The organism is Ferrovibrio terrae (genome assembly GCF_007197755.1).
GTDB lineage: Bacteria > Pseudomonadota > Alphaproteobacteria > Ferrovibrionales > Ferrovibrionaceae > Ferrovibrio > Ferrovibrio terrae.
In genome coordinates this window covers 984779-1010613 of record NZ_CP041636.1, presented here as the reverse complement: position 1 = coordinate 1010613, position 25835 = coordinate 984779, and the positions used below count along the sequence as shown (strand labels likewise).

The 25835-nt window shown below is 62.8% G+C and carries 26 protein-coding genes and 1 tRNA gene; 23 read left to right on the top strand and 4 right to left on the bottom strand.

What is annotated here, in order from left to right:
* The first annotated feature begins 126 nt into the window (after nt 1-126).
* The 11 genes from FNB15_RS04845 (at nt 127) to FNB15_RS04795 (ending at nt 10208) form a co-directional block, all read left to right on the top strand.
* A complete protein-coding gene (locus FNB15_RS04845; RefSeq protein ID WP_144067626.1) occupies nt 127-348 on the top strand; it encodes a hypothetical protein in 222 nt (73 codons plus the stop codon).
* The gene (locus FNB15_RS04840; RefSeq protein WP_144067625.1) at nt 348-2018 is read left to right on the top strand and encodes a hypothetical protein; all 1671 of its coding nucleotides are present in this window, start codon (nt 348-350) and stop codon (nt 2016-2018) included. The genes FNB15_RS04845 and FNB15_RS04840 overlap by 1 nt, the downstream gene beginning before the upstream one ends.
* A 268-nt stretch (nt 2019-2286) precedes the next feature.
* Nucleotides 2287-3117, top strand: coding sequence for a hypothetical protein (locus tag FNB15_RS04835; RefSeq protein ID WP_144067624.1), 831 nt, complete (start codon nt 2287-2289; stop codon nt 3115-3117).
* Nucleotides 3117-3869 carry a DUF6339 family protein gene (locus FNB15_RS04830; RefSeq protein WP_144067623.1) on the top strand — a complete coding sequence of 251 codons (753 nt, stop codon included), beginning with the start codon at nt 3117-3119 and terminating at the stop codon, nt 3867-3869. The genes FNB15_RS04835 and FNB15_RS04830 overlap by 1 nt, the downstream gene beginning before the upstream one ends.
* Nucleotides 3870-3922: 53 nt before the next feature.
* Nucleotides 3923-4474: a PAS domain-containing protein gene (locus FNB15_RS04825; RefSeq protein WP_144067622.1), complete on the top strand. Its 552-nt coding sequence runs from the start codon at nt 3923-3925 to the stop codon at nt 4472-4474.
* A 166-nt stretch (nt 4475-4640) separates the two neighbouring features.
* Nucleotides 4641-5735: a sulfate/molybdate ABC transporter ATP-binding protein gene (locus FNB15_RS04820; protein WP_144067621.1), complete on the top strand. Its 1095-nt coding sequence runs from the start codon at nt 4641-4643 to the stop codon at nt 5733-5735.
* 35 nt (nt 5736-5770) lie between these two features.
* Nucleotides 5771-6775 carry a sulfate ABC transporter substrate-binding protein gene (locus FNB15_RS04815; protein ID WP_144067620.1) on the top strand — a complete coding sequence of 335 codons (1005 nt, stop codon included), beginning with the start codon at nt 5771-5773 and terminating at the stop codon, nt 6773-6775.
* 21 nt (nt 6776-6796) lie between these two features.
* Complete coding sequence (cysT, locus tag FNB15_RS04810) at nt 6797-7663, top strand: sulfate ABC transporter permease subunit CysT (protein WP_144067619.1); 867 nt, start codon at nt 6797-6799, stop codon at nt 7661-7663.
* Nucleotides 7664-7665: 2 nt separating this feature from the next.
* On the top strand, nt 7666-8505 hold the full coding sequence (gene cysW, locus FNB15_RS04805) for a sulfate ABC transporter permease subunit CysW (protein WP_144067618.1): 840 nt from the start codon (nt 7666-7668) through the stop codon (nt 8503-8505).
* Between the two features lie 124 nt (nt 8506-8629).
* Complete coding sequence (locus FNB15_RS04800) at nt 8630-9184, top strand: PAS domain-containing protein (protein WP_144067617.1); 555 nt, start codon at nt 8630-8632, stop codon at nt 9182-9184.
* A gap of 46 nt (nt 9185-9230) precedes the next feature.
* Complete coding sequence (locus FNB15_RS04795) at nt 9231-10208, top strand: NADPH:quinone reductase (protein ID WP_144067616.1); 978 nt, start codon at nt 9231-9233, stop codon at nt 10206-10208.
* 22 nt (nt 10209-10230) lie between these two features.
* On the opposite strand, the gene FNB15_RS04790 is transcribed toward FNB15_RS04795, so the two are convergent.
* A complete protein-coding gene (locus FNB15_RS04790; RefSeq protein WP_144067615.1) occupies nt 10231-10746 on the bottom strand; it encodes a PAS domain-containing protein in 516 nt (171 codons plus the stop codon).
* A gap of 389 nt (nt 10747-11135) precedes the next feature.
* On the opposite strand from FNB15_RS04790, the gene kdpF reads away from it, so the two are divergent.
* The 6 genes from kdpF to FNB15_RS04760 are packed head-to-tail and all read left to right on the top strand — an operon-like array spanning nt 11136 to nt 19000.
* Nucleotides 11136-11225 carry a K(+)-transporting ATPase subunit F gene (gene kdpF / locus FNB15_RS04785; RefSeq protein WP_144067614.1) on the top strand — a complete coding sequence of 30 codons (90 nt, stop codon included), beginning with the start codon at nt 11136-11138 and terminating at the stop codon, nt 11223-11225.
* A gap of 7 nt (nt 11226-11232) precedes the next feature.
* Complete coding sequence (gene kdpA, locus FNB15_RS04780) at nt 11233-12930, top strand: potassium-transporting ATPase subunit KdpA (RefSeq protein ID WP_144067613.1); 1698 nt, start codon at nt 11233-11235, stop codon at nt 12928-12930.
* A 10-nt stretch (nt 12931-12940) separates the two neighbouring features.
* Entirely contained in the window at nt 12941-14968 is a 2028-nt protein-coding gene (gene kdpB / locus FNB15_RS04775) for a potassium-transporting ATPase subunit KdpB (RefSeq protein WP_144067612.1), read from the top strand.
* A gap of 11 nt (nt 14969-14979) precedes the next feature.
* The gene (kdpC, locus tag FNB15_RS04770) at nt 14980-15552 is read left to right on the top strand and encodes a potassium-transporting ATPase subunit KdpC (protein WP_144067611.1); all 573 of its coding nucleotides are present in this window, start codon (nt 14980-14982) and stop codon (nt 15550-15552) included.
* A gap of 21 nt (nt 15553-15573) precedes the next feature.
* Entirely contained in the window at nt 15574-18318 is a 2745-nt protein-coding gene (locus FNB15_RS04765; RefSeq protein ID WP_144067610.1) for a sensor histidine kinase, read from the top strand.
* On the top strand, nt 18311-19000 hold the full coding sequence (locus tag FNB15_RS04760) for a response regulator (protein ID WP_144067609.1): 690 nt from the start codon (nt 18311-18313) through the stop codon (nt 18998-19000). The genes FNB15_RS04765 and FNB15_RS04760 overlap by 8 nt, the downstream gene beginning before the upstream one ends.
* Nucleotides 19001-19010: 10 nt before the next feature.
* Here FNB15_RS04760 and FNB15_RS04755 read toward each other — a convergent pair.
* Nucleotides 19011-19086 (bottom strand) — tRNA-Ala (locus tag FNB15_RS04755).
* A gap of 380 nt (nt 19087-19466) precedes the next feature.
* Here FNB15_RS04755 and FNB15_RS21315 point away from each other — a divergent pair.
* From FNB15_RS21315 to FNB15_RS04730, 6 genes are all read left to right on the top strand, one after another.
* Nucleotides 19467-19745, top strand: coding sequence for a YggT family protein (locus FNB15_RS21315; protein WP_246068791.1), 279 nt, complete (start codon nt 19467-19469; stop codon nt 19743-19745).
* A 44-nt stretch (nt 19746-19789) separates the two neighbouring features.
* Complete coding sequence (locus FNB15_RS21310; RefSeq protein ID WP_425460299.1) at nt 19790-20059, top strand: DUF167 family protein; 270 nt, start codon at nt 19790-19792, stop codon at nt 20057-20059.
* A gap of 4 nt (nt 20060-20063) precedes the next feature.
* Complete coding sequence (gene folD, locus FNB15_RS04745; protein ID WP_144067607.1) at nt 20064-20948, top strand: bifunctional methylenetetrahydrofolate dehydrogenase/methenyltetrahydrofolate cyclohydrolase FolD; 885 nt, start codon at nt 20064-20066, stop codon at nt 20946-20948.
* A 71-nt stretch (nt 20949-21019) separates the two neighbouring features.
* The gene (gene gcvA, locus FNB15_RS04740; RefSeq protein ID WP_144067606.1) at nt 21020-22021 is read left to right on the top strand and encodes a transcriptional regulator GcvA; all 1002 of its coding nucleotides are present in this window, start codon (nt 21020-21022) and stop codon (nt 22019-22021) included.
* A gap of 69 nt (nt 22022-22090) precedes the next feature.
* Nucleotides 22091-22981 carry an alpha/beta hydrolase family protein gene (locus tag FNB15_RS04735; RefSeq protein WP_144067605.1) on the top strand — a complete coding sequence of 297 codons (891 nt, stop codon included), beginning with the start codon at nt 22091-22093 and terminating at the stop codon, nt 22979-22981.
* 124 nt (nt 22982-23105) lie between these two features.
* Nucleotides 23106-23981: an alpha/beta hydrolase family protein gene (locus tag FNB15_RS04730; RefSeq protein WP_144067604.1), complete on the top strand. Its 876-nt coding sequence runs from the start codon at nt 23106-23108 to the stop codon at nt 23979-23981.
* Here the strand turns inward: FNB15_RS04730 and FNB15_RS04725 are convergent.
* Nucleotides 23978-24427, bottom strand: a complete 450-nt coding sequence (locus FNB15_RS04725) for a DUF305 domain-containing protein (RefSeq protein WP_144067603.1) — start codon at nt 24425-24427, stop codon at nt 23978-23980. The genes FNB15_RS04730 and FNB15_RS04725 overlap by 4 nt on opposite strands.
* A gap of 3 nt (nt 24428-24430) precedes the next feature.
* On the bottom strand, nt 24431-25795 hold the full coding sequence (locus FNB15_RS04720) for a YncE family protein (protein WP_144067602.1): 1365 nt from the start codon (nt 25793-25795) through the stop codon (nt 24431-24433).
* Between the last annotated feature and the right edge of the window lie 40 nt (nt 25796-25835).

Below are 25835 nucleotides of genomic sequence, written 5' to 3'. Positions count from 1 at the left end.
CCTCGTTGAATCAAAGAGATAATATCGCGGCTAATCTTACAAATATCCCCCTTTACCGCAGTTTGTTTGTAATATAATGTCTATAAATCATAACATATTAAAAATGTATCATGGGTTGATCCAATTATGCGTGATAAACGAGCAAAATTTGTCGAGCTAGCTGAGGCCCGAGTAAATCGTACTGTCAAAGATATCCAGTTGATTGGAAATCTCTCCAATCGTAGCGCCTACGCTTACACTGATGAGGACATCAGGAAGATTTTCCGGGCGCTGCAAAAGGAGTTGGATGCAGCGAAGGCTCGGTTTGGGGGGGAAAACTCAAGCAAAGAGGAAGGTTTCAAACTCTGATGACTAAAATCGGGTTGGAATTTCTTGAAAACACCGGGGGCGACTCGGAGGGTCTGAGCGAGTCGGGAATCGAATTCTTTAAGGATCGGCCTTTCGCAGCAGTGGCGCGCGAAATGGGCCAGAACAGCCGGGATGCGAGGCTCGACGCCGACAAGCCGGTGCGCATCACATTCGATGTTCTGTCGATCAAAGCTTCAGAGTTTCCATCGATCGAAGAGTTCCGGGCGGCGGCCACTGTCTGCTTGGAAAAGGCGGATCGTCCGCGCAATGAGAAAGAAAAGGGATTCTTCCAGCACGCAGTCCAAGTGCTGGACGCAAGCGAAATCACAGTTCTCAAGATCGCGGATTACAATACCAAGGGAGCAACCGGTCCGTGCGAAGAGGGCAGGCCGTTTCACACTCTTGCCAAGACTGAAGGATCAAGTACCAAGGAAGACATCAGTTCGGGTGGCTCGTTCGGCATCGGCAAGAACGCAGTATTTGCTCTCTCGGACATCCACACCGCATTCTTCTCTACCCAGTACAAGGACGAGAACGGTAGCGATCATTTTCTGTGCATGGGAAAAACGCTTTTCATCTCACACAGAGACAAGGCCGGAAAACAGCGGCGCCGTAAAGGTTATTGGGGCAGGCTCCAAGGCTATATGCCGCTCGACAATCCCAAAGAGATTCCAGCATGGATGCTGCGCGAAACACGCGGCACCTCCATTTTTTCCATTTGCATGCGGCACAACAAGACCGACTGGCGGTATGAAATGGCCGCGGCGATCATCATGAATTTTTTCTGTGCAATCGAACAGCGGGAAATGGAGTTTGAGATAGATAAAGGATCGATCAAGATCAACCGCAACACACTGCAGTCTATGCTTCGCGATGCGAAAATCCTTGAAGCCGTAAAGCAACTCAATGCTTCAGAACCTTTTGAGGTTGCGAAAAATTTACATGCCTGCCTGATCGATGAAAAAACAATCATCAGCGAATTGGATGTCCCAGAGCTTGGAAAAGTCCGGGTGAGCGTCCTGCTGCGGGATGGACTGAATTATACCGTGGGTATCATCAGAAATGGTATGTACATCACGAAAAGCCTGTCCCACTTTAATGAGCCCTTCAAGAATTTTCCATTGTATCGCGACTTTTCCGCAATCATTGAGCCGGTCGGGAAAGGCGAAGGGGAGTGGTTCAAGCGTCTCGAAGGGCCGCGTCACGACGATCTTTCCGCGGAAAGAATTTCTGACCCAGCTCTAAGGGAGCAGGGCCAACGCGCATTCGAGCGGCTTGCCAAGCAAATCAGAGCACGTCTCAAAGGCCTCGCCAGGACTGAAGCCAAGAGCAAAATCGAACTTGATGAGCTCAGCGACTTTTTCGCTTCAGATCAGACACGTCAGGAAGATGATGCAGCGACAGAGACAGACCCTAAGGCTCTGAAGCCTACGCCGGTCATGAAGTCTCCGCCCAAGAAGAAGACAGTTGCGGCTGCCAAAAGCGAAGACGAGGACCAGCCGCCAGTTGACGGACCGGGAGATCAGCCGATCAGCGAAAAGCCCGGGGATATACCCGGCTTCGGCGAAGGCCACGGTGATGGTGAAGGCGATGGTGATCGCGACAACGACCCTAAGCCCAAGGGACGCCCCGAGCACGCTCGGTCGAGCTGCAGGGCGAGCGCAATCTGATCCCGGATGCATCGGTTCCACAGAAAAGACGTTTCTTCTTTACAGCCCCCGCCAGCGGCAAAATCTCACTCCAAGTGGAAGCTACTGGCCTCAGCAAACCAGAACATTTGTTGATTACTTGGGTCTCTGCTGGAGTTGTGAATGGTTCGTCTGTCGAGATCGATTGCAAAAAGGGTGAGCGGGTATCGGTCGATGTGACGTTCGACACGCCATATGTGGGTCCGGTTGAAACCTCCGCCTTCGTCACACCGGTTGAATAGGCCGCCTTATGAAGATCACCGATCACATGCGTTACCCTCACCCGGTCTTGAGCGAATACTCGCAGGATTATGTGACCGGGGAATTTCGCTGCGAGTTTATCCAGCAGATGACTTCGGAAGGTGAACTCAAGCTTGTAGCAGAACTTGCGTTGGATTCCAGAGAACTGGCGGACCTGGTCGAGACGCAGCGTGCATCAATTGGCTACTTCCTTGTCTGTCGTCGCACTTACTTCAACTTCCTGCAGGCGGCGCCCCTCGGAAAGAGCGAAAAGTTCTTTGACGCATCCCAAATGTTCGGGAAGGTAGTACTTCGCCCCGTTATCTGGACGCTTCACGACGTAAAAAGTTTCAGCAGCCCGCTGATTCATAAGGAGTTTGGCGAGGCAGTAAATCTGCCGAAAGGGTCTGTGATTGCGCTGGGCCCAGAGTTTAGCTTCTCTATCGATAAAAAGAAATTCAAGCCGTTTGAAAGCATCTTTGAACTGGCAGAAAGCCCTGACGTGGAGCCCGGAACGATTTTTGTCGATCCGATGCAGGATCGGATTACCATCTTCGCGGAGCCCACGACGCATAAGGCTCTGGCCAATATCCGTGAGATACCGCGTGGCAAAGACATCATGCTGAACACTGTCTACATGCCTGCTGTGATGGAAGTGGTCGCGCTTCTGCAGGGCGGGGACGCCAGCGTGACTGGCAAACATTGGTACCGTGTGTTCAAGGCAAAGTGCGACGATATGGGGATTGACCCCGCTGCTCGAAACCAGTCTCCACTAGTGATCGCTCAGAAACTTCTGAGGGCGCCGCTTAGGAAGACGATCTCGATGATGGAGCGCCTGTAGTGACCGGTCAAATCAAATATCTTTCCGACAAGGCTTTGGTTGAACTGCGGGCCTCAATCACCTCCAATCTGGGGTGCTATAAGGGAGCTGGGTTCAGGGATTCAGCCGAAAACGCGTCGTGGGACATCACTCTTGGAGTTGAGTTTGACAACGACTTGCTCAAAACCCTCGACAAGAATAAGCCTCAATCGGTTGCGGCCATCGACCTCGAAAATTCTAAAATCGTGGGTAAAGCTCTTGCGGGCCTCACGCCCGCTATGGCGAATGAGGAACGCATCTGGGTCCATTTGTCGCATGTCGAGGCTTTCGAGTATTCGAAGGCGCGCTGGCTAGATGGTGAGGCCGACGAGAAGCTGCCCATAGCGATCAGCAAGCATATGTTTGCGTCAACGCAGACCGGCATCCGTGATGACCATGCCCTATCCAGGTTATGGTGGAATTATCACATCGCGAAAACCTGCATGCCGAACGATGTGGAAGGCGCGCTGAGCCTGATTTTGAAAACTCTCGATATTCGCAGCAACTTTGTTGAACGCATCTGGATGACCAGCCGCCAAGGTATTGCGACCTCTGTCCTCAAGGCCATGAGGGATCAGTCCTGGATTATCGGACACCAAGACAATTTCCGAGAGTTTATGAAGGCGATCAATAAGTTCGGCGGCGGTATTGTATTCGAAGCGCTCGATGAAGAAGAGGTAGATAGCTTCGTAGATGATTGTGTTAGTCACGCGAAGAAAAAGCGCGCAGCATAATTGGTCTGAGCGCCTAGCTTTAGTTTCGTTGTATCGTAATTCGGGCGATACCCATGACCCTCGACGACAACCCGGTCCTCCGTGCCGCGCATGACTTCTGGTGCAGCCTGCGCCAGACCAGCGGCATCCCCGATATCCGGCAGCTCGATGCCGCCACGATTCCGCGCACTGTGCTGCCGCATCTGATCGTCGCGCAAACCACCCAGGGCGATTTCGATCTCAGCCGGCTGCGCCTCGCCGGGGCCGAGATCACGCGCTGGTTCCGCGAACTGCCCGAAGGCATGGATGCCGCCGCTTATGGCAGCCTGACCAATCAGGCCTACATGCAGCATATGCGCGACCTGCTGGCCGAACTGATCCGGCATCGCCGGCCGGTCTACTGTCGCAGCACCTACAAGCTGCCCGGCCTGACCACGGGCGATCCGCCCAATATCATCACCTGCAACCGCCTGGCCCTGCCCATGGCGGACAGGGGGGATGATGTCGGCTGCGTGATGCTGGCGGCGACGCTGACCGCGAGCGATTTCCGCGCCGGGCCGCTGCGTATGCTGCCGCCGGAGCCGGACACGGACGTCCGGCATGACCCGTTCGAGCTGCTGGTCTGAAGTCAAAAATTATTTAATATCAATTAGATGTATAAATTCTCGACATCAGTTATAACAATAACTCACTGTACTAAAAATAAATTACGCACAAATACAGTTTAAATCCATTGACGCCTGCGCTAGCTGTGTGGAAACTCCGCCGCACAGTTTACAGCAGGCCATTTCCATGACGATCGACATCCAGGACATCCACAAGCAGTTCGGCAAAGTGCCGGTGCTGCGCGGCATCGACCTGAAGGTGGCCGAGGGCGAGCTGATCGCGCTGCTGGGCGCGTCGGGGTCGGGCAAGACGACGCTGCTGCGCATTCTCGCCGGACTCGACTGGCCCAATACCGGCGCGGTCGAGGTCGATGGCACCGACTGGCTGTCGCTCGAGGCGCAGCGCCGCGGCGTCGGCTTCGTGTTCCAGCATTACGCGCTGTTCCAGCATATGTCGGTGTTCGAGAACATCGCCTTTGGCCTGCGCGTGCAGCCCAAGGATATCCGCCCGGCGGAAGCCGAGATCCGCAGCCGCGTGAACGAGCTGATCGGGCTGGTGCAGATCGAGGGCCTGGGCGGGCGGTATCCGGCGCAGCTGTCGGGTGGCCAGCGCCAGCGCGTGGCACTGGCGCGCGCACTCGCGATCCGTCCGAAGGTCCTGCTGCTGGACGAGCCGTTCGGCGCGCTGGATGCACGCATCCGCAAGGACCTGCGCCGCTGGCTGCGCGGCCTGCATGAGCAGCTCGGCATGACCACCATCTTCGTCACCCACGACCAGGAGGAGGCGTTTGAGCTGGCCGACCGCGTGGTGCTGATGGGCGAAGGCCGCATCGAGCAGGTCGGCACGCCTGACGAAATCTACGAACACCCCGCCAGTCCTTTCGTTGCCCGTTTCCTCGGCGGCGTGAACGAACTGCCGGCCGAACTGCACAATGGCCGCCTGGTGCTGCCGCATGCCGATACGTCTGCGGTCGAGCGCGTGGCTGCCGGCGATGGCGCGGTGACGCTGTTCGTGCGGCCGCATGAAATCGATCTGGTGGCCGATGCGGCGTCTGGCGCGCGCATCAGCGACATCGCCTCCAACGGGCCGAGTTTCCGCTTTGACATCGCGCTGCCCGGCCTCGACAAGCCGGTCGAGGTCGAGCTGACCCGCGAGGCCGTGCGCGGTCGCACGCTGCGGCGTGGCGATGCCGTGCGGCTGAAAATCCTGCGCGGCCGCATCTTCGAACCGGCGCATCGTCCGGCGGCGGCTGCCACGGCCAAACGCGCTGCCAGCGCTTAATTTCCCCAGACGTCTCTCCCACAGGACAAACGACAATGAAAAAAATCGTCTCTCTCGCCACTGCCGCCCTGTTGTTCGCTGCGCCGGTGATGGCGCAGGACAAGGCCCCGGCCGAAATCCTCAATGTCTCCTACGATATCGGCCGCGAGCTGTTTGCCCAGGTCAATCCGGTCTTCGCCGCCGAATGGAAGGCCAGGACGGGTCAGGGCATCGAGATCAAGCAGTCGCATGCCGGCACCTCGCGCCAGGCGCGGTCGATCATGGAGGGCCTGCAGGCCGATGTGGTGACCTTCAACCAGTTCACCGATGTGCAGGTGCTGGCCGACAAGAATTTCGTCGCCAAAGACTGGCAGAAAAAATTCCCCAACAACGCCTCGCCCTACTATTCGCTGCCGGCTTTCCTGGTGCGCAAGGGCAATCCGAAGAATGTGAAGGACTGGAGCGATCTGGTCCGCGCCGACGTGAAGTCGGTCTTCCCCAATCCGAAGACCTCGGGCAATGCGCGCTACACCTATCTGGCCGCCTATGCCTTCGCGCTGGAGCAGAACAAGGGCGATCAGGCCAAGGCCAAGGATTTCGTCAAGAAGATGCTGGCCAATGTGCCGGTCTTCGACACCGGCGGCCGCGGGTCGACCACCACCTTCGTCGAGCGCGAGATCGGCGACGTGCTGATCACCTTCGAGGCCGAGACCAATGGCATCCGCCGCGAATATGGCGACAAGGGTTTTGATCTTGTCACGCCGTCGCTCAGCGTGCTGGCCGAATTCCCGGTCGCCGTGGTCGATCGCGTCGCCACCAAGCGCGGCAGCCAGCAGGTCGCCCAGGCCTACCTGACCTTCCTGTACAGCGAAGCCGGCCAGGATATCCTGGCGAAGAACTTCAACCGCGTGCATCACCCCAAGGTGCAGGACAGGTACAAGGCGCAGTTCCCGTCGCTCAAGCTGGTGACGGTGGAAGACGTGTTCGGTGGCTGGGAAAAGGCCACCAAGGATCACTTCGCCGAGGGCGGCATCCTCGACCAGGTCTTCGTGAATCGCTGATCCGGCAGGTTTGAGTAAATCATGACAGCGGTCGCTATCCATGCAGGTCCTGCGCGTCGGGTGAAAGCCCGGCGCGTGCTGCCCGGCTTCGGCCTCGCGATGGGCGGCACGCTGCTGTATCTCGCCATCATCGTGCTGCTGCCGCTGGCAGCCCTGCTGCTGAAATCGGCCGAGATCGGTCCTGAGGGTTTTCTGCGCCTGCTCGCCAGCCCGCGCGTGCTGGCCTCCTTGCAGCTCACGGTGTCTGCTGCCGCGCTCGCTACGCTGTTCAATGCCGGCTATGGCCTGCTGATGGCCTGGATCCTGGTGCGCTACGAGTTTCCCGGCAAACGCATCCTCGATGCGCTGATCGACCTGCCGTTCGCGCTGCCCACTGCTGTCGCCGGGATTGCACTCACCGCGCTCTATGCCCAGAACGGCTGGTACGGCCAGATCCTCGAAGGCGAGGCCGGCATCAAGGTGGCCTATACGATCATCGGCGTGGCCATCGCCATGGCATTCACCAGCGTGCCCTTCGTGGTGCGCACCGTGCAGCCGGTGCTGGAGGATATCCAGCCCGATGTCGAGGAAGCGGCCGCCACGCTGGGCGCATACCGTGGCGCGATTTTCCGCAAGGTGGTCTTTCCGGCGATCTTCCCGGCCTATCTCACCGGCTGCGCACTGGCCTTCGCGCGCAGCCTGGGCGAATTCGGCGCGGTGATCTTCATCGCCGGCAATCTTCCGTTTAAAACGGAGATTGCAGCCCTGCTGATCTTCATCCGGCTCGAGGAATACGATTATCCGGCCGCCGCGGCTTTGGCCGTGGTGCTGCTGGCCGGCGCCTTCTGCATCCTGCTGGTCACCAATGCGATCCAGGCCTGGCATATGCGCTACAGGATGAAGGGCTGATCATGGCTGCCGATGCTGCGTTTCATTCTGCACCTGCGGCGGCCAGCCCGTCACGGCTGCCACTGATCCTGATCCTGCTCGGCGTCACGCTGACCGCGTTGTTCATCGTCGCGCCGGTGGTGGTGATCTTCACCCAGGCGCTGTCGAAGGGCTGGGCGACTTACGTTGCCGGAATCCTGCAGCCCGATACGCTGCATGCCGTGCTGCTCACCGTGGTGGTCGCGATTGCGGTCGTGCCGGTCAATCTGGTATTCGGCGTCGGCGCCGCCTGGCTGATCGCCAAATTCGAGTTCCCCGGCAAGAAGCTGCTGCTGACCGTGATCGAGATTCCCTTCTCGATCTCGCCGATCGTCGCCGGCGTCACCTACATCCTGCTCTATGGCGGCCAGGGCCTGTTCGGCGATTTCCTGGTCGAGCACGATATCCAGATCATGTTCGCCCTGCCGGCGATCTTCCTGGTCACGCTGTTCGTCACCAGTCCTTTCGTGGCGCGTGAACTGATCCCGCTGATGCAGGCGCAGGGCAGCGAGCAGGAGGAGGCCGCCACCACTTTGGGTGCGGCCGGCTGGCAGATCTTCTGGCGTGTGACCCTGCCCAATATCCGCTGGGCTTTGCTCTACGGCACCATCCTCTGTGCGGCGCGCGCCATCGGCGAATTCGGCGCCGTCTCGGTGGTGTCGGGCAATGTGCGCGGCGAGACCAACACGCTGCCGCTGCAGATCGAGCTGCTCTATCACGACTATAACGCGGTCGGCGCTTTCGCCGCCGCCAGCACGCTCACCCTGCTGGCGCTGCTGACGCTCGCCGTGAAGGCCTGGCTGGAGCGCCGCATCGCGCATTAATCCGGCGCGCAACGGCAGCGTAGCGAGTCACTACGAAAATCAGCGCCGGCATTGCCAAATCTCAACCTGCTTCGCGTCGCCGGATTACGGCATAGCTTCGTCTCCCGAAGGCAGGCGCGACCCCATGATCCTCGAAGGCAATCCGGTGCTGAAGGCAGCGCGCGACTTCTGGCGCAGCCTGCCGCAGCCAGTCAACATTCCCGATATCCGCCTGCTGGATGTCGCCACGATTCCGCGCGAGATCCTGCCGCATCTCATCATTGCTGAAACCACGAATGCGAATTTCGACCTCAGCCGGTTTCGCCTGGTCGGCAGCGAGATCGGCCGCTGGTTCCGCGAGATGCCGGAAGGCATGGATGCGAAGGCCTATGGCCAGCTGACCGATCCCGCCTATATCCGGCATATGCGCGACACGCTGGCCGAGCTGATCCAGCGGCGCCGGCCGATCTATTGCCGCAGCCTCTATACGCTGCCGGCCGATGGTGACACCTCCGCGACGCTGGTCACGGCGGAACGCCTGGCCCTGCCGATGGCCGATGGCGGGACTGCAGTGGGCTGCGTCCTGATCGTGGAGACCCTGCATGTGACGGGCGGCCTGGAGGGGCCGCTGCGGCTGCTGCCGCCGGAGCGCCATGTCGTCGTGCGGCACGATGCGCTTGAGGTCGTGGCGCTGCTGTAACGCCTGCCCTAGACTGGTCGCAACCAAAAGACGGGAGCGAGCGACCATGAAAGCGGCCTGGTACAGCAAAAACGGCGAAGCCAAGGATGTGCTGAGTGTCGGCGAGCAGCCGACGCCGCAGCCCAGGGCTGGCGAGGTGCTGGTGCGCCTGCAGGCCTCGGGCGTCAATCCGTCGGACGTGAAAAGCCGGCGCGGCCGGCCGCTCACGATGGGCCCGCTGGTGATTCCACACAGCGATGGTGCCGGCGTGATCGAAGCGGTCGGCGAGGGCGTGCCGGGCAGCCGCGTCGGCGAGCGGGTCTGGACCTGGAACGGCCAGTGGCAGCGGCCGCTGGGCACGGCGGCGCAATACATCGCCCTGCCGACGGCGCAGGCCGTGCAGCTGCCCGAGGCAGTCGATGTCGTCACCGCGTCGTGCTTCGGCATCCCGGCGCTGACCGCCATCCATGCCGTGCGGCTGGCCGAGGCCGACGGGGCGAAGACGGTGCTGGTGACGGGTGCGGCCTCGGCAGTGGGGCATTACGCCACGCAGATCGCGGCCGGCAAAGGCATGCAGGTGATCGGCACGGCGTCAAAGGCGCGCGCCGATGTCGCGCGTGAGGCCGGGGCGACCCATGTGATCGACTACAAGAGCGAGGATGTGGCCGCCACAGTTGTCGAGCTGACCGGCGGCAAGGGCGTCGATGCGATCATCGACATGGATTTGTCCTCAACCGCGCCGCTGCTGGCCAAGGGCGCACTGGCGCCGCATGGCACGCTGGTCTGCTACGGCTCGAATGCGATGGGTGACGTGCCGGTGCCATTCCGCGACCTGCTGTTCCGCGGGCTGACGCTGCGCTTCTTCGTCGTCTACGAACTGCAGGCGGCCGCGCGCTATGCCGCCATCGCCGAGCTGGGCGTACTGCTGCAGCAGGGCCGGCTCAAGACGAAAATCGCCGCGCGCTATCCGCTGGACGAGATCGTCGCCGCACATGAAGCGGTCGAGAAAGGCGCCTTCGGCAACGTGGTGCTGGAGATCGGGTAAGCGCGCCGGCTAAAGCTCGCGCCTAAAGTTCCCTGCCGGCGAAGCCGAAATACAGCGAGCAGCAGAGCAGCATGTTGACGCGGTTGCTATCGCTGGCCAGCGGCAGGAACAGATTCTCGATCTGCTTGATATCGTCGATGCGGCGGTTGTTCGGCAGGCCATGGCGCCAGCTCGGCTGGCGGCTGCGGACCACCTCACGCATGCGGGCCGCCGTGGGGTTCGGACTCTGGCGCGCGGGATTGGCCTCATCCAGCCACTCGCCCACCGGATTGTGGCCGCCGCGCATTTCCACCAGCTTGGTGCCGACCAGCCGGTAGCGGAAACGCGGGCTGCAGCCTTCGTAATCGGTTTCACTCTCGACCGCGTCGATCAGCCAGATATTCGGCAGCCAGGGTTTCAGCAGTTCGGGGCTGATATGCTGCCGCCCCGGCAGCAGGTCCGGCGCTGGCGCAACATCCCGCCACAGATCGTGAAGCACCCGGAGTTTCGGATGCCAGATCGAGGTGTCGATGCGGTCGATGGCGAGGGTGGCTGTCACGGGCGGAAGGCTCTCGGATGTAACTCTGCCGAGAATAGGCCGCGCGCAGAATCTTCCAAATAACCCACAGGGTCTACATGTGGGATTATGCGGAAAATCGGTGGAGACGAAGGAATCGAACCCCTGACCTCCTCGTTGCGAGTGAGTGCCCGCCGGCTCGAAACCCGGTGTTTTCGGAGCTTTATTCAAGCTATTGCCGCAGCCTTTATGAAATCCTTATGCCACCAGGGTGCATCCCACATGGCGGCTTAATGCGGGCTGGGACTATTCCATAGGCTCCATTGGAGTCTCCCATGCCTGACCTGATTTTCCTCGCCCTCGGTGCCGGCCTCTTCGCCGGCTTCATCGCCTACACGCTGCTCTGCGAGCGGCTTTAGGAGCGCCATCCCATGACTTTCGATTTCATCCTGGGCGGGGGCATTGCGCTCCTGCTCGCCGTCTATCTGCTCTACGCCCTCCTGCGGGCCGAGACATTCTGAGGCGGCCATGACACAGAACGATTATCTCCAGCTTGGCCTGTTTCTGGCCATCATTCTGGCCGCCACGCCGGTCATCGGCCTCTACATGACCCGGCTGTTCTCCGGCGAGATCGGCTGGCTGCGTCCCGTTGAGCGGCCGCTTTATGCGCTGGCCGGGGTCAGCGACAGCCGCCAACAGCACTGGTCGGCCTATGCCATCGCCATGCTGGTCTTCAACCTGGCCGGCTTCCTGCTGCTGTTCGTCATCCTGCGCCTGCAGGACATGCTGCCGCTCAATCCGCAGGGACTTCCTGCACTGCCGAGCGATCTGGCCTTCAACACGGCCGTCAGCTTCGTCACCAATACCAACTGGCAGGCCTATGGCGGCGAAAGCACCATGAGCTATTTCAGCCAGATGGCCGGCCTGACGGTGCAGAATTTCGTCTCGGCCGCCACCGGCATCGCGATCGCCCTTGTGGTGATCCGCGCCTTCGCCCGCAAGTCGGTCAAGACCATCGGCAATTTCTGGGTCGATCTCACCCGCGCGACGCTGGGTGTGCTGCTGCCTATCGCCTTCGTTGCCGCGATCTTCCTGATCTGGCAGGGCATGCCGCAGAATTTCGACGCTTACACCACGGCGACGACGCTGGAAGGCGCGCAGCAGGTGATCGCGCAGGGTCCGGTGGCAAGCCAGGTGGCGATCAAGATGCTCGGCACCAATGGCGGCGGCTTCTTCAACGCCAATGCGGCGCATCCCTTCGAGAATCCCACCGCGCTGAGCAACTTCGTACAGATGCTGCTGATCTTCCTGATCGGTGCGGCGCTGACCAATGTGTTCGGCCGCATGGTGAAGGATCAGCGCCAGGGTTATGCGATCCTCGCCACCATGCTGCTGCTGTTCGTGGCCGGCGTGCTGATCGCCGGCCATGTCGAGGCCGGCGCCAATCCGCTGCTGACCCAGCTTGGCGTCGACCCGGCCATGGGCAACATGGAGGGCAAGGAAGTCCGCTTCGGCAGCTTCACCTCGGCGCTGTTTGCCGTGATCACCACGGCAGCGTCCTGCGGTGCGGTCAATGCCATGCATTCCAGTTTCCTGCCGCTGGGCGGCATGATCCCGATGCTCAACATCATGCTGGGCGAGGTGATCGTCGGCGGCGTCGGCGCGGGCTTCTATGGCGTGGCCCTCTTCATCGTCGCGACCCTGTTCATTGCGGGTCTGATGGTCGGCCGCAGCCCGGAATATCTCGGCAAGAAGATCGAGGCGCGCGAGGCCAAGCTGGCGGTGCTGGCGATCCTGATCTCGCCGATGGCCATCCTGGTCGGCACCGCGATTGCACTGGTGACCGAGCCGGGTCTGGCCGGTCTGCTGTCAGCGGGTCCGCATGGCCTGAGCGAAGTGCTCTATGGCTTCACGTCTGCCGCCGGCAACAACGGTAGCGCCTTCGCCGGCCTGACCGCCAATTCGGTCTTCTACAACACGGCGCTGGGCATCACGATGCTGCTCGGCCGGTTCGCCATGATAGTGCCGGTCATCGCCATGGCCGGCGGTCTGGCCGCGAAGAAGGCGACGCCCGCTTCGGCCGGCAGTTTCCCGACGCATGGCCCGATGTTCGTCCTGCTGCTGGCCGGCACGATCCTGATCGTCGGCGGCCTCACCTTCTTCCCTGCCCTGGCGCTGGGGCCGATCGTCGAGCATCTGCTGCTCGCCGCCGGCACGACCTTCTGAGGATATTGTCATGAGCAAAGCTGTGAGTCAGAAAACCTTCGACCCCGCCCTGATGCGGGAGGCGGTCACTCAATCCGTCGTCAAGCTCGATCCGCGCCAGCTCTGGCGTAACCCGGTGATGTTCGTGACCGCCGCTGTTGCCGCCGTCTCGACCGTGCTGTTCGTGCGCGATCTTGTTGCCGGCGGCGATGCGGCCCTGCTGGGACAGATTTCGGCCTGGCTGTGGTTCACCGTGCTGTTCGCCAATTTCGCCGAGGCGCTGGCGGAAGGACGCGGCAAGGCGCAGGCCGCATCCCTGCGTCGCGGCAAGACCGAGGCCATGGCCAGGAAGATCGGCGCCGACGGGAAGATCACGCTGGTGTCGGCAACCGCGCTGCGGGTCGGCGATGTGGTTCTGGTGGAAACCGGTGACCCGATCCCCGGCGACGGCGACGTGATCGAGGGCATCGCCTCGGTGGATGAATCGGCCATCACCGGCGAATCTGCGCCTGTCATCCGCGAATCCGGCGGCGACCGGTCGGGCGTGACCGGCGGTACGCGCGTGCTGTCGGACTGGATCAAGGTGCGGATCAGCGTCAATCCCGGCGAAAGTTTCCTCGACCGTATGATCGGCCTGGTCGAGGGTGCCAAGCGCCAGAAGACGCCCAATGAGATCGCGCTCACCGTGCTGCTGGTCGGCATGACGCTGATCTTCCTCGTCACCACCGGCAGCCTTGAAGCCCTGGCGATCTATTCCGGCATGCCGGTGCCGGTGGTCTACCTGATCGCCCTGCTGGTGACGCTGATCCCGACCACCATTGGCGGGTTGCTGTCCGCCATCGGCATCGCCGGCATGGACCGCCTGATCCGGCATAACGTGATCGCCAAGTCGGGCCGCGCTGTGGAGGCGGCGGGTGATGTCGATACGCTGCTGCTCGACAAGACCGGCACGATCACGCACGGCAACCGTATGGCCTCGGCTTTCGTCGCTCTGCCGGGCGTGTCCGAGCGCGAACTGGCCGAAGCCGCCCTGTTGGCCTCGGTCGCCGACGAGACGCCGGAGGGCAAGTCCATCGTGGCGCTGGCGGTCGAGAAACACGGTCTGGCGCAGGAGATCGACCGGACAAAGGCTGGCAGTTTCATCGCCTTTTCGGCGCAGACCCGGATGAGCGGCCTCGATCTCAACGGCCGTGAGATCCGCAAGGGCGCTTTCGATGCCGTGCTGCGCTATGCCGCGACACAGGCATCCGCCGACCTGACCGTGGCCGTCGAAAGAATCGCCAAGTCGGGCGGCACGCCGCTGGTCGTTGCCATCGACCGCCGCATACTCGGCGTCATCCATCTGAAGGACATCGTGAAGACCGGCATCCGCGAGCGGTTCGCCGAATTGCGCCGGATGGGTATCCGCACGGTGATGGTGACCGGCGACAATCCGCTCACCGCCGCCGCCATTGCAGCCGAGGCGGGCGTAGATGATTTCATCGCCGAGGCGACGCCGGAGAAAAAGCTGGAGCTGATCCGTCGGGAACAGGCCGAGGGCAAGCTGGTCGCCATGTGCGGCGACGGCACCAACGACGCTCCGGCTCTTGCTCAAGCTGACGTCGGCCTTGCGATGAATATCGGTACGGCAGCCGCCCGCGAGGCCGGCAACATGGTCGATCTCGACAGCAATCCGACCAAGCTGATCGAAGTGGTCATGATCGGCAAGCAGCTGCTGATGAGCCGTGGATCGCTGACCACTTTCAGCCTGGCGAATGACGTGGCGAAATATTTCGCCATCATCCCGGCGCTGTTCGCGGCGACCTATCCGCAGCTGGGCGCGCTCAATGTGATGCAGTTGAGTTCGCCGCAGAGCGCCATCCTCTCGGCGGTGATCTTCAACGCGCTGATCATCATCGCCCTGATCCCGCTGGCCCTGAAAGGTGTGCGCTACCGTCCGCTGCCGGCCGCCACGCTGCTACGTCGCAATCTGGTGATCTATGGCTTTGGCGGCGTCCTCCTGCCGTTCCTCGGCATCAAGGCCATCGACATCGCCGTGGCTGCCCTCGGTCTGGCTTAAGGAGAGAAAACATGCTCACCCATATCCGTCCCGCTCTGGTCCTGCTGACCTTCTTCACGCTGGTCACCGGTCTGCTGTATCCGCTGGCGATGACCGGCATCGGCCAGAGCCTGTTCCCCAAACAGGCTGCCGGCAGCCTGATCGAGCAGGATGGCAAGGTCATCGGCTCGTCGCTGATCGCGCAAGGCTTCACATCGCCGCAGTATTTCCAGTCGCGTCCCTCGGCGGCCGGCAAGGATGGCTATGACGCGACCTCGTCCAGCGGCTCGAATCTCGCGCCGACGTCGAAGGCACTGGTGGAGCGGGTTGCCGGCGACGCGGAAGCCTACAAGGGGCGCGACGGTTCGGCTGCCGTTCCCGTGGATGCCGTCACCACATCGGGCAGCGGTCTGGACCCGCATATCTCGCCGGCCAATGCGGCGCGGCAGGTTTCCCGCGTGGCCGAGGCGCGCGGAATGACCGTGGCCGATGTTCGGGCTGTGGTCGACCGGCATACCGTGCAGGCGGGAATCTTCGGCGCGCCAGGTGTCAATGTGCTGACGCTGAACCTTGCCTTGGATAAACTGAAACCCGTGCCCAAGTGAACAGGGGCACCCTGAGGATGAATGGCTGAAGACCGTTCTGATCGCGACAGCAGGCCCTCACCGGACGCTCTGCTTCAGGCGGCCACGCAGGAAAAGCGCGGCCGTCTGAACGTCTTTCTGGGCGCCGCACCCGGCGTGGGGAAAACCTATGCGATGCTGGAAGCCGCGCATGTGCGGCAGCGCGAGGGTGTGGATGTGGTCGTCGGTGTGGTCGAGACCCACGGCCGGCAGGAGACCGCCGATCTTCTGCGTGGGCTGGAGCAGCTGCCACAGCGCCGCGTGGCCTATCGTGACCGGGTGTTCAACGAACTCGATGTCGACGAGGTTCTGAAGCGCCGGCCGCAGCTGGTGCTGGTCGACGAACTGGCCCATACCAATGTGCCCGGCAGCCGGCACGACAAACGCTATCAGGATATCGAGGAAATCCGAGCTGCGGGAATCGATGTCTATACCGCGCTGAACATCCAGCATCTGGAAAGCCTGAACGACGTGGTGGCGCAGATCACCCGCGTGAAGGTGCGCGAGACGGTGCCCGACAGTGTGCTGGCGCAGGCCGACACCATCGAGGTGATCGACCTTCCGCCGGAAGACCTGATCAAGCGGCTGAAGGAAGGCAAGGTCTATGTCCCGGATCAGGCTGCCCGCGCCGTGCATCACTTCTTCGCGCCGGGCAACCTGACGGCGCTGCGTGAACTGGCGTTGCGCAAGGCGGCTGATCAGGTCGACAGCCAGATGCTGTCCTACATGCAGTCGCATGCCATCGCCGGGCCGTGGCCGACGCGGGACCGCATCATGGCCTGCATCAGTCCCAGCCCGCTGATGCCGCGACTCGTGCGGACGGCACGGCGCATCGCCGAGCGTCGCAAGGCTCCGTGGATCGCGCTCTATATCGAAACGCCCGCCCATGATCGCCTGTCCGACAAGGAGAAGACGCAGATCAACCGGGCGCTGACGCTCGCCGAGGAATTTGGCGCCGAGGTCGTTACCGTGGCCGGCAGCAATGTGCCGGGCGAGATCATCCGGCAGGCCCGCCAGCGCAATGTGACCGAGATCGTCGTCGCCCGCAGCCATCGTTCGCGGCTGGTCAATCGCCTGCGCGGCACGCTGACCGACCGGCTGGTCGAACTGGGGGACGGCATCAATATCCATGTGATCACCGGATCGTCCGATGCCGAGTCGTGGTTCGAGGTCATGCGGGATCGCTTCGCCGGCGTCAGTCTGGCCGGACTCATCCCGGCTGCCGCGATAGCCTTTGGCGTGACAGGGCTGGTGAAACTGGCGGAAGACTGGCTGCCCGGCTCCAGCATACCGTTGCTGATCCTCGTCGGCGTGCTGTTCAGTTCGCTCCGTTATGGCCATTCGGCGGCCGTGCTGAGTTCCGTGGTCGCCGTGCTGGGCTACAATTTCCTGTTCCTGCAGCCGCTCTACACTTTCACCATCGCGAATGCGGAGAACATCTACACCTTTTTCGTTTTTCTCGCCGTGGCCCTGATCACCAGTAACCTGACGGCACGAATCAGGGCACAGGCGGAGGCAGCGCGTGTTCGTGAAGCGCGCACGGCCTCGCTCTACGATTTCAGCCGCATGGTGACGGGCGCGGCAGCGGAAGACGACATTCTCTGGGCCGTCGTGCATCACGTGACGGCAATCAGCAAGGCACAGTCGCTGGTGATGATGCCCGACAGAATGATTGAAGATGGGGGCCGTCTCGGTATCCGGGCCGCCTATCCGCCGGAAGACCAGATCGACGACAAGGCCAAGATCGCCGCTGATTGGGCATGGGAAAAGGGCGAGCCGGCCGGACGCGGCACCGGCACACTGCCATCGTCGGACTGGCTGTTCCTGCCGCTGCGCACCGCCGAGCGCAAACTGGGTGCATTGGGCATCCGCTTCCCGGATGACCGGCCGGCGTTGGGTCCGGATGAACGTCGCCTGCTGGATGCTCTGGCCGGACAGGCGGCGCTGGCCATCGAACGCAGCCTGCTCAACCGCGATGTCGAGGAAGCCCGCGTCTTGGCCGAGACCGAGAAACTGCGGTCGGCTCTGCTGTCGTCGATCAGTCACGATCTGCGCACGCCGCTGGCCTCGATCATCGGCGGAGTGTCCAGCCTGATGAATTTCGACAGCCGGCTGGATGATCGGGGGCGCAGCGAACTTCTGCAAACCGTCCGTGACGAGGCCGAGCGTCTGAACCGCTTCGTCGGCAATCTGCTCGACATGACGAAAATCGAAGCCGGGGCCATGCAGCCCAGGCTCGACTGGGTCGATCCCGAGGAACTGGTCGCCACGGCAGTGAAGCGGGCCAGCCCGTTGACCCATGGGCATGACATCCGGATCGAGGTCGCCCCCGAGATGCCCCTTCTGCGGGTCGACTACATCCTGATCGAGCAGGTGCTGATCAACCTGCTGGACAATGCGGCGAAGTATTCCTCGAAGGGCAGTCCCGTCGATGTCCGGCTTCGGCATGATGGCAGTCATGTCATGCTGACCGTGACCGATTCCGGCTCCGGCATACCCGCTGCCGAACTTGAACAGGTCTTCGACATGTTCTATCGCGTGAAGGCAGGCGACCGGCAGGTGGCGGGAACCGGGCTTGGCCTGTCGATCTGCCGCAGTATCCTGAAAGCGCATGGCGGCGAGATTCGTGCCGAGAGTCCGGTCAGGGATGGACGCGGGACGCGGATGATCGTGACGCTGCCGGTGGAAGAGCAGCCGGCCCTATTCGATGAAGCACGGCCGGGCGGAGAAACGATGCCGCATGGCTGATGGTGCCAAGATACTCGTGATTGACGACGAGCCGCAGATCAGACGATACCTGCGGGTCAGTCTGGAGGCGCATGGCTTCGCCATCGTCGAGGCCGTCGGTGGACAGGAGGGGCTGCGGCTGGCGGCGCTGGAGAAACCGGATCTCGTCGTGCTTGATCTCGGCCTGCCTGATATGGACGGCCAGGCGGTGATCGCCCGACTGCGCGAGTGGAGCGCCGTGCCCGTCGTGGTGCTGTCGGTCCGTGCCGACGAGGCCGACAAGGTCGCAGCATTGGATGCCGGCGCAGACGATTACGTCACCAAGCCCTTCGGCACCGGTGAGCTGCTGGCGCGTATCCGTGCGGCCCTGCGCCATACCGTGGGCGCAAGTGCCGGCACACCGGTCTTCACGACTGGCGATCTGAAGGTTGACCTGGAGAAGCGCCAGGTCTTCCTGCGGGGTGAGGCGGTGAAGCTGTCGCCCAAGGAATACGACCTGCTGAAGCTGCTGGTGCAGCATGCCGGCAAGGTACTGACGCACCAGTTCATCCTGCGGGAAGTCTGGGGACCGGCGCATGAAAGCGACGTGCAATACCTGCGGGTCTTCGCGCGGCAGTTAAGGCAGAAGATCGAGCGCGAGCCGGCCAAGCCGCAATTGCTGCTCACCGAACCCGGTGTGGGCTATCGGCTGGTGCCGGACTAGGGCGGAAAATTGGTGGAGCCGAGGGGAATCGAACCCCTGACCTCCTCATTGCGAACGAGGCGCTCTCCCATCTGAGCTACGGCCCCAAGCCGGTGTGCCGGCCAGAGTGGAAGTGGGACGTCGCAAAGGTCCCGGCCGGGCGGCTAGCAAGTAGCAAACGGGCCCGGCTTTGTCCACCGCCTTGAGCTTTGAAATACCGGGGGAAATCCCCAGTCGGCCTGGGTCTGCCTGCCCGGACCCGGCCGAAGTCGCGCCCCGGCCGGATTTTGCGGCATTTCCATGGTTTTGCGGCGGTTCAGGGGGTGCTTGTGCCGGGCTCGGGTTGCGTTTCGCCGGCCCGCCCAGTATCACTCTCGACGTCCGTTTCCGGGCCCGTTTTCAGGGTTCGGCCACCGTCGGACAGGCCCCGTTCCGGCCGGCCCCAGTTCCGCTTGGTTCTGGGCCGGCCCACATCCCGGAGGGTGGAGTGCAGTCGCTGATCATCCTGATCGATATGGTGCTGAACCTCTATATGTGGCTGCTGATCGCCTCGGCGATCATCAGCTGGCTGGTGGCGTTCAACGTGATCAACACGCGCAACCGCTTCGTCTACGCGGTCGGCGATTTCCTCTATCGCATCACCGAACCGGCGCTGCGGCCGATCCGTCGCGTGCTGCCCAATTTCGGCGGCATCGACCTGTCGCCGGTGGTGCTGATCCTGCTGCTGATCTTCCTGCGCAACCTGCTCTGGGAATACGCGGCCTGACTGCCGTTCCTTGGCGCGCTGTCGCGGATGGCCTGCGCCTCGCGGTGCGGCTGACGCCGAAAGCCGGCCGCGACGGGATCGAAGGACTGAAACCCACCGCAGACGGCGGCATGGAGCTGGCAGTGAAGGTCACTGCAGTGCCCGAGAACGGCAAGGCCAACGACGCGCTGCTGCGCCTGCTGGCCAAACGGCTGAAGCTGCCGGTATCGAGTCTGCGGCTGGTGGCCGGAGCGACTGACCGGCATAAACAGATTCTGATCGAGGGTGACCCCGCGCTGCTGGATGCCGCCCTCTCTTCCCTGTTGAAGGAGTGACGACATGACGGCAACCCGGATCGATGGCAAGGCAGTGGCGGCGGATTTGCGCGCCGAAATCGCCGTGAAAGTGAAGGCCTTCGAGGCGCGCGCCAGACGGCTGCCCGGACTGACCGTGGTGCTGGTCGGCGAAGATCCGGCCAGCGAAGTCTATGTGCGCAACAAGGGCATCCAGACGCGCGAGGCCGGCATGGTCTCGAACGAGATCAAGCTGCCGGGCACGACGAGCCAGGCAGAATTGCTCGCCGTGGTCGCGACGCTGAATGCCGATCCGGCGGTGGATGGCATCCTGGTGCAGATGCCTCTCCCTCAGCAGATCGACACGCAGGCGATCATCGAGGCGATCGATCCGGCGAAAGACGTCGATGGCCTGCATCCGGCCAATGCCGGCAGGCTCAACCAGGGCATCGAGGCGCTGACGCCCTGCACGCCGCTCGGCTGCATGATCCTGCTGGAAAAATCCGGTGTGCAGATTGCCGGCGCCAATGCCGTGGTGATCGGCCGCTCGATCCTGGTCGGCCGTCCGGTCGCCGCCCTGCTGCTGGCCGCCAATGCCACCGTGACCATCGCGCATTCGCGCACCAGGGATCTGGCCGCCGTGTGCCGGCAGGCCGATATCGTGATCGCCGCTGTCGGCAAGCCCGAACTGGTGCGCGGCGACTGGATCAAGCCGGGCGCCGCCGTGATCGATGTCGGCATCAACCGCGTGGCGGCAGACAGCGGGAAAACAAAGCTGATCGGCGATGTGCATTACGAGTCTGCCGCAGCCGTGGCTGACGTGATCACGCCGGTGCCGGGCGGCGTCGGGCCGATGACGATTGCCTGCCTGCTGCAGAATACGCTGACGGCGGCCTGCTACCGCGAGAAGATCGACCCGAAGTCGCTCTGATTACTTGTAAAGTCGTCGCCTTCCGCCACGTCACATCTTCCCAACCGGCTGAATCCTCCTAATCTGGCGGCATGACCAAGCGTCTGCCGCCACTGCTCGCCCTGGAAGCTTTCGATGCCGCTGCGCGCTCGCTCAGCTTCAAGGCGGCGGCAGCCGAGCTGAATCTCACGCCATCCGCGATCAGCCATCGCGTCAAGCAGCTCGAACAGTATCTCGGCCTGTCGCTGTTCCGCCGGCTCAACCGCGAAATCCGCCTGACCGAAGCCGGCGAGGATTACTACAGCACCGTGCGCCGGGCGTTTGACCAGGTGGCGCAGGTCAGCCTGCGCGTCGGTCGTGCGCAGCAATCGGAAGAATTGCGGCTGTCGTCGGTGCCGCATTTCGCCGCCAGCTGGATCATCCCCAATCTGGAAGAGCTGCTGAACCGCCGGCCGGGCCTGCGCGTCTATGTCGAGTCGAGCATCCGCAACGCCGATTTTGCCCGCGATGCGGTGGATGCCGCCGTGCGCTACGGTGCCGGCAACTGGCCGGGGCTGCACGTCACGAAGCTGACGGATCTCAGCGTCGCGCCGGTCTGCACGCCGGCCCTGCTCAAACGCCTGCGCAAGCCGTCCGATCTGCGCGACGTGACCCTCATTCACTTCAGCCAGTTTCCGCAAAGCTGGGGTGAATGGCTGCAGGCCGCCGGCCTGCCGTCGTTCGAGCCGAAGCATGAAGTCTATTTCGACAGCGTGAGCCAGGCGATCGATGCCGCCGAAAGCGGGCTCGGCATCGCGCTCGGCATCGCGCCCCTGATCGGTCCCAGGCTGGCCACCGGCCGGCTGGTGATGCCGTTCGGGCCGCTGATGCCGCTGCAGCATGGCTACTGGCTGGCTTGTCGCAAGACCGATGCCGGCAAGCCGGCGATCCAGGCCTTGCGCGACTGGCTACTGGAGCTGATGCAGCGCGCGGACATGTCGATGCAGCCGCAGCTGCCCAGGTGGCTGGCGAAAGAAGCAGCCGCGAAAGCGATCGGTAAAAGCAGCCCGCAAAAGCCGCCGGCAAAAAAGCCTGTAAAACGCAAGGTAAGGTGAAATCAGTTCACCTGAAGCCCGGCCGCTTTGCGTTTGTCGATGCTGCCTGCCGTTTTCTAAAGTCGCGGCATGACCGACTCATCTATCCCGACTGAACAGATCACGCTCACCTGTGCCGACGGCCAGCAGATTGCCGCCACGCTCTATCCGCCGCAGCAGTCGAACGGCCTCTCGCTGCTGATCAACGGCGCCACCGGGGTGCCGCGCGGTTACTACAACGCCTTTGCCGCGTTTCAGGCGGCAAGCGGCTTCACCGTGCTGACCTACGACTATCGCGGCATCGCCGGCTCGCCGCCCACGCCGGGTGCACCACTGCCGCGCATGCTCGACTGGGCGCAGCAGGATATGGCGACCGCCATGCAGTGTCTGGCGCAGCGCTTTCCCGCACTGACGCCGACCCTGCTCGGCCATTCCTTCGGCGGTCAGGTGCTGGGGCTGGTGCCGCAGTCTGAATCGCTCGCGGCTATCGTCACCGTCGCCTCGCAGCATGGTCACTGGCGCAACTGGTCGACCAGCTATCAATGGAAGCTGGCGCTGGTCTGGTACGGGCTGGTGCCGTTGTCGCTGGCGCTGGGTTTCCGCCTGCCGGCGTCGCTGTTTGGCGGCGAACGCCTGCCGCGTGGCGTGCTGAAGGACTGGTCGCGCTGGTGCCGCTCGAAACATTATGTCTGCGATGACCGTGGCCGGCCGCTGCGGCCCTATAATGATCGCCTGCGCGCGCCGATCCGCATGATCAGCATCGACGACGATCTCCAGTTCGGCCCGCGCAGGGGCGTCGACCTGCTGGCGGGCTATTATCCGAATGCGCAGATCGAGCGGCAGCATGTCGTGCCGGCCGACTGGGGTCTGCCGCGCATCGGTCATTTCGGTTTCTTCCGCCGCGACATGCCGGCGCAGCGCTGGGCCGAGATTGGCGACTGGCTCTGTGCAACGGCAAGGCGCAGGCAGCAGGCGGCCTGACTCTCGCTCACATTTAGTTGACGTGAAACGAATCGGACCGCTGCGGTTACGCTCCGATTCACCCTCGAGTCATTGACCTCAGGGGTTATTGAGGGCCCGCCCTCGCAGGTGATAGCCCGCCTGCATGACACAGTCGAAAATCACCATCACCTCTGTCTCGATCCCCACGGCCGATGGCCAGCGCCTGGCCGGCACGCTGGTCAACCCGCAGCGGCCCAACGGCATCAGCGTCCAGATCAATGGGGCCACCGGAGTGGCGCGGCGCTACTACGAAACCTTCGCCGGCTTCCTGGCCCAGCGCGGCTTCACCGTGCTGACCTTCGACTATCGCGGCATCGGCGGTTCGCTGCCCGATCCGGCGGCTGCCGCGCCGCGCAAGCTCGACTGGGGCCGCCGCGACATTCCCGCTGCCGCAGACTTCCTCGCCGCCCGTACCCCCGACATGCGGCGCGCCATGGTGTGCCATTCCTTCGGCGGCCAGATGCTCGGCCTGATGCCGCAGGCGGGCAAGATCGATGCCGTGCTGGCCATCGCCTCGCAGCATGGCTACTGGCGCAACTGGTCGCGGCCGCATCAGGTCCGGCTCTGGCTGTCATGGTATATCGCGTTTCCGCTGGTCGTCGGTCTGTTCAACCAGTTGCCGGGCTGGTGGCTCGGCGGCCAGACCCTGCCGGGCCCGGTGGCGCGCGACTGGCGGCGCTGGTGCTGTTCGCCGCACTACCTGGTCGACGACGAGGGCGCACCGCTGCGGCCGCATAACAACGATGTGCGGGCGAAGCTGCGGCTGATCAGCTTTGACGACGACCATGATTTCGGTCCCAAAAAGGGCGTCGATGCATTGACCGGCTTCTATCCCAATGCGGCGATCGAGCGCCTGCATGTCGCGCCGTCGGACTGGGGTCTGCGGCGCATCGGACATTTCGGCTTTTTCCGCCGCGACATGCCGCTGCAGCGCTGGGGCGAGCAGGCCGACTGGTTGCTGCAGGCAGCGAGCGCCTAGCGCCCGCGCGTACCGCTTAAAGCGGGAAAGCCGCCGGGCGCGGGGTCCGGCCCGCGCTGCAGGATCGCCAGCCGCGCCGTCATGGCGGCGATCTCGGCCTGCTGTCCGGCGATGATGTCTTCCGCCAGCTGACGCGTCAGCGGGTCCTCGCCATGGCGCAGCACGGCGCGCGCCATATCCACGGCGCCCTGGTGATGCGGGATCATCATGGCGAGGAAATCCGCGTCAGGCCGCCCGGTGTAACCTGAGGCATGCATGTCGCGCATCATCTTCGCCATGTCTCGATCCATTTCCTGCGCGAAAGCCGCCGTCTGCTGCAGGCCGGCACTGTGCCGGCCTGCATGCGAGACAGGATCGTGTTCAAGCAGCAGGATATGCAGCCCGGCCAGCGCCACCACGACGCCGATGCCGATCAGGCCCAGCCGGTATCCGGGTTGCTTCGGCATCGCCTAGCCCGAATGCATCGGGCTGTGCGGACGGAAATAGACCAGGTTGATGCTCTTCTTGTTGCGCAGCTTGCCTGAGGGCAGTTCAAGATGGCCGAGCGGAATCTGCGTGATGAACTTTGGCGCGAGAGGCTCCGAGACGTCGAAGACCGAGCAGACCGTCTGGCCTTCGTTCGGCGTGCCCGGCAGCTCGTCCTGCTCATGCGAGACATACAGCAGGTTATGCGTCGGGTTGGTCCACATTCCATGCGCCTCGCGGCCCTGGCTGAAGAACTGCCCCACCACCTTGCGCTGGCCGGGGCCGGCGCTGCGATCGATGATGGCGATGCGGCTGGAGGCGGTGCCGCCCGCATTGTCGTCGACGCGGGCGAAGCTGACATAGACGACGCGGCCCTTCGCGTTCTCGACGAACTCGACATGATTGGGCCGCGACAGCGCGCCAAGCGACACATGATCGAGCAGGGCATGCTCACCATCCACGCTGCGGGCCGAAACGCCATCGGCCAGCTTGTGCGCGAACCACATCTCGCGGCCATCGGGTGTCAGCTTCTGGAACGGCGTGAAGCCGAACGGGTCCTGGCCGGAGATGTTCAGCGTCGTGCGGTATTTCGGCTGGCTGAAGCCATTGGCGCCGACGTTGGTGTCGTAGACCACGATCTGCGACACCTTCTGCGAGCAGATGAAGGCCTGTGCGCCGTCGCGCGAGAACCACACCTGCGCCGGACCGTGGATGGCCGGCAGGTAGCTGCGGATCGCGCGCACGTTCTTGCCGGCCGATTCCGCCTTGGCCAGTTCGGTATCCAGGATGGCGATACGGTCTTCGCCGCGTAAAGCCACCCAGATTTCCCTGCCATTGCGGCTCCAGGTCGGTTCATGCGGCTCGCGGCCGACCATCACGCCGCTGGTCAGTGCCTGCGATACGGTGGTCTCTCGCGCCAGCGGATTGGCGCGGTTGCCGATCACCGAGCGGGTGATCATGTCGATCAGGTAGATGTTGCTGCTGCCGCGGCCGGTGACGGCGGCCATGCTCTGGTCGGGTGAGGGCGCCGCGCCATGAATGTTGATCGCGCCATGATACAGCGGCTTGGTCACCATCGCGGCATGGGTCGGCGTAATGCCGCCGGTGACGAAACGGAAAGGCGGACGCGGATCGGCGTCGAAACTGGTCAGGTTGATCGTCTCCGACACCTTGTTGGTGGCGGGATCGATCACCGACAGCGTGTTGGAATCCTCATTGCAGATCAGGACGCGGTCGCCGGCTGCGATATCAGGGCCGGACGAGATGCGTGCTTCGGTCTTCAGTCCGATGGCGGCGGTAGCAATGGCGGCCGAACCGGCCAGCAATGCGTCTCTGCGGGTAAAGCTCATGAGGTCCTCAACGGGTTGGCGTCGAGGAGTGAGACTCGAT

Bases quoted from the DNA above. Each gene is read 5' to 3' on its own strand.
- cysT (WP_144067619.1), top strand. From the start codon at position 6,797: ATGACAGCGGTCGCTATCCATGCAGGTCCTGCGCGTCGGGTGAAAGCC.
- kdpB (WP_144067612.1), top strand. From the start codon at position 12,941: ATGAGCAAAGCTGTGAGTCAGAAAACCTTCGACCCCGCCCTGATGCGG.
- FNB15_RS04840 (WP_144067625.1), top strand. From the start codon at position 348: ATGACTAAAATCGGGTTGGAATTTCTTGAAAACACCGGGGGCGACTCG.
- kdpC (WP_144067611.1), top strand. From the start codon at position 14,980: ATGCTCACCCATATCCGTCCCGCTCTGGTCCTGCTGACCTTCTTCACG.
- FNB15_RS04820 (WP_144067621.1), top strand. From the start codon at position 4,641: ATGACGATCGACATCCAGGACATCCACAAGCAGTTCGGCAAAGTGCCG.
- FNB15_RS04760 (WP_144067609.1), top strand. From the start codon at position 18,311: ATGGCTGATGGTGCCAAGATACTCGTGATTGACGACGAGCCGCAGATC.
- FNB15_RS04815 (WP_144067620.1), top strand. From the start codon at position 5,771: ATGAAAAAAATCGTCTCTCTCGCCACTGCCGCCCTGTTGTTCGCTGCG.
- folD (WP_144067607.1), top strand. From the start codon at position 20,064: ATGACGGCAACCCGGATCGATGGCAAGGCAGTGGCGGCGGATTTGCGC.
- FNB15_RS04825 (WP_144067622.1), top strand. From the start codon at position 3,923: ATGACCCTCGACGACAACCCGGTCCTCCGTGCCGCGCATGACTTCTGG.
- FNB15_RS04800 (WP_144067617.1), top strand. From the start codon at position 8,630: ATGATCCTCGAAGGCAATCCGGTGCTGAAGGCAGCGCGCGACTTCTGG.
- FNB15_RS04720 (WP_144067602.1), bottom strand. From the start codon at position 25,795: ATGAGCTTTACCCGCAGAGACGCATTGCTGGCCGGTTCGGCCGCCATT.
- FNB15_RS04725 (WP_144067603.1), bottom strand. From the start codon at position 24,427: ATGCCGAAGCAACCCGGATACCGGCTGGGCCTGATCGGCATCGGCGTC.
- cysW (WP_144067618.1), top strand. From the start codon at position 7,666: ATGGCTGCCGATGCTGCGTTTCATTCTGCACCTGCGGCGGCCAGCCCG.
- kdpA (WP_144067613.1), top strand. From the start codon at position 11,233: ATGACACAGAACGATTATCTCCAGCTTGGCCTGTTTCTGGCCATCATT.
- FNB15_RS04845 (WP_144067626.1), top strand. From the start codon at position 127: ATGCGTGATAAACGAGCAAAATTTGTCGAGCTAGCTGAGGCCCGAGTA.
- kdpF (WP_144067614.1), top strand. From the start codon at position 11,136: ATGACTTTCGATTTCATCCTGGGCGGGGGCATTGCGCTCCTGCTCGCC.
- FNB15_RS04835 (WP_144067624.1), top strand. From the start codon at position 2,287: ATGAAGATCACCGATCACATGCGTTACCCTCACCCGGTCTTGAGCGAA.
- FNB15_RS04735 (WP_144067605.1), top strand. From the start codon at position 22,091: ATGACCGACTCATCTATCCCGACTGAACAGATCACGCTCACCTGTGCC.
- FNB15_RS04765 (WP_144067610.1), top strand. From the start codon at position 15,574: ATGGCTGAAGACCGTTCTGATCGCGACAGCAGGCCCTCACCGGACGCT.
- FNB15_RS04730 (WP_144067604.1), top strand. From the start codon at position 23,106: ATGACACAGTCGAAAATCACCATCACCTCTGTCTCGATCCCCACGGCC.
- FNB15_RS04795 (WP_144067616.1), top strand. From the start codon at position 9,231: ATGAAAGCGGCCTGGTACAGCAAAAACGGCGAAGCCAAGGATGTGCTG.
- gcvA (WP_144067606.1), top strand. From the start codon at position 21,020: ATGACCAAGCGTCTGCCGCCACTGCTCGCCCTGGAAGCTTTCGATGCC.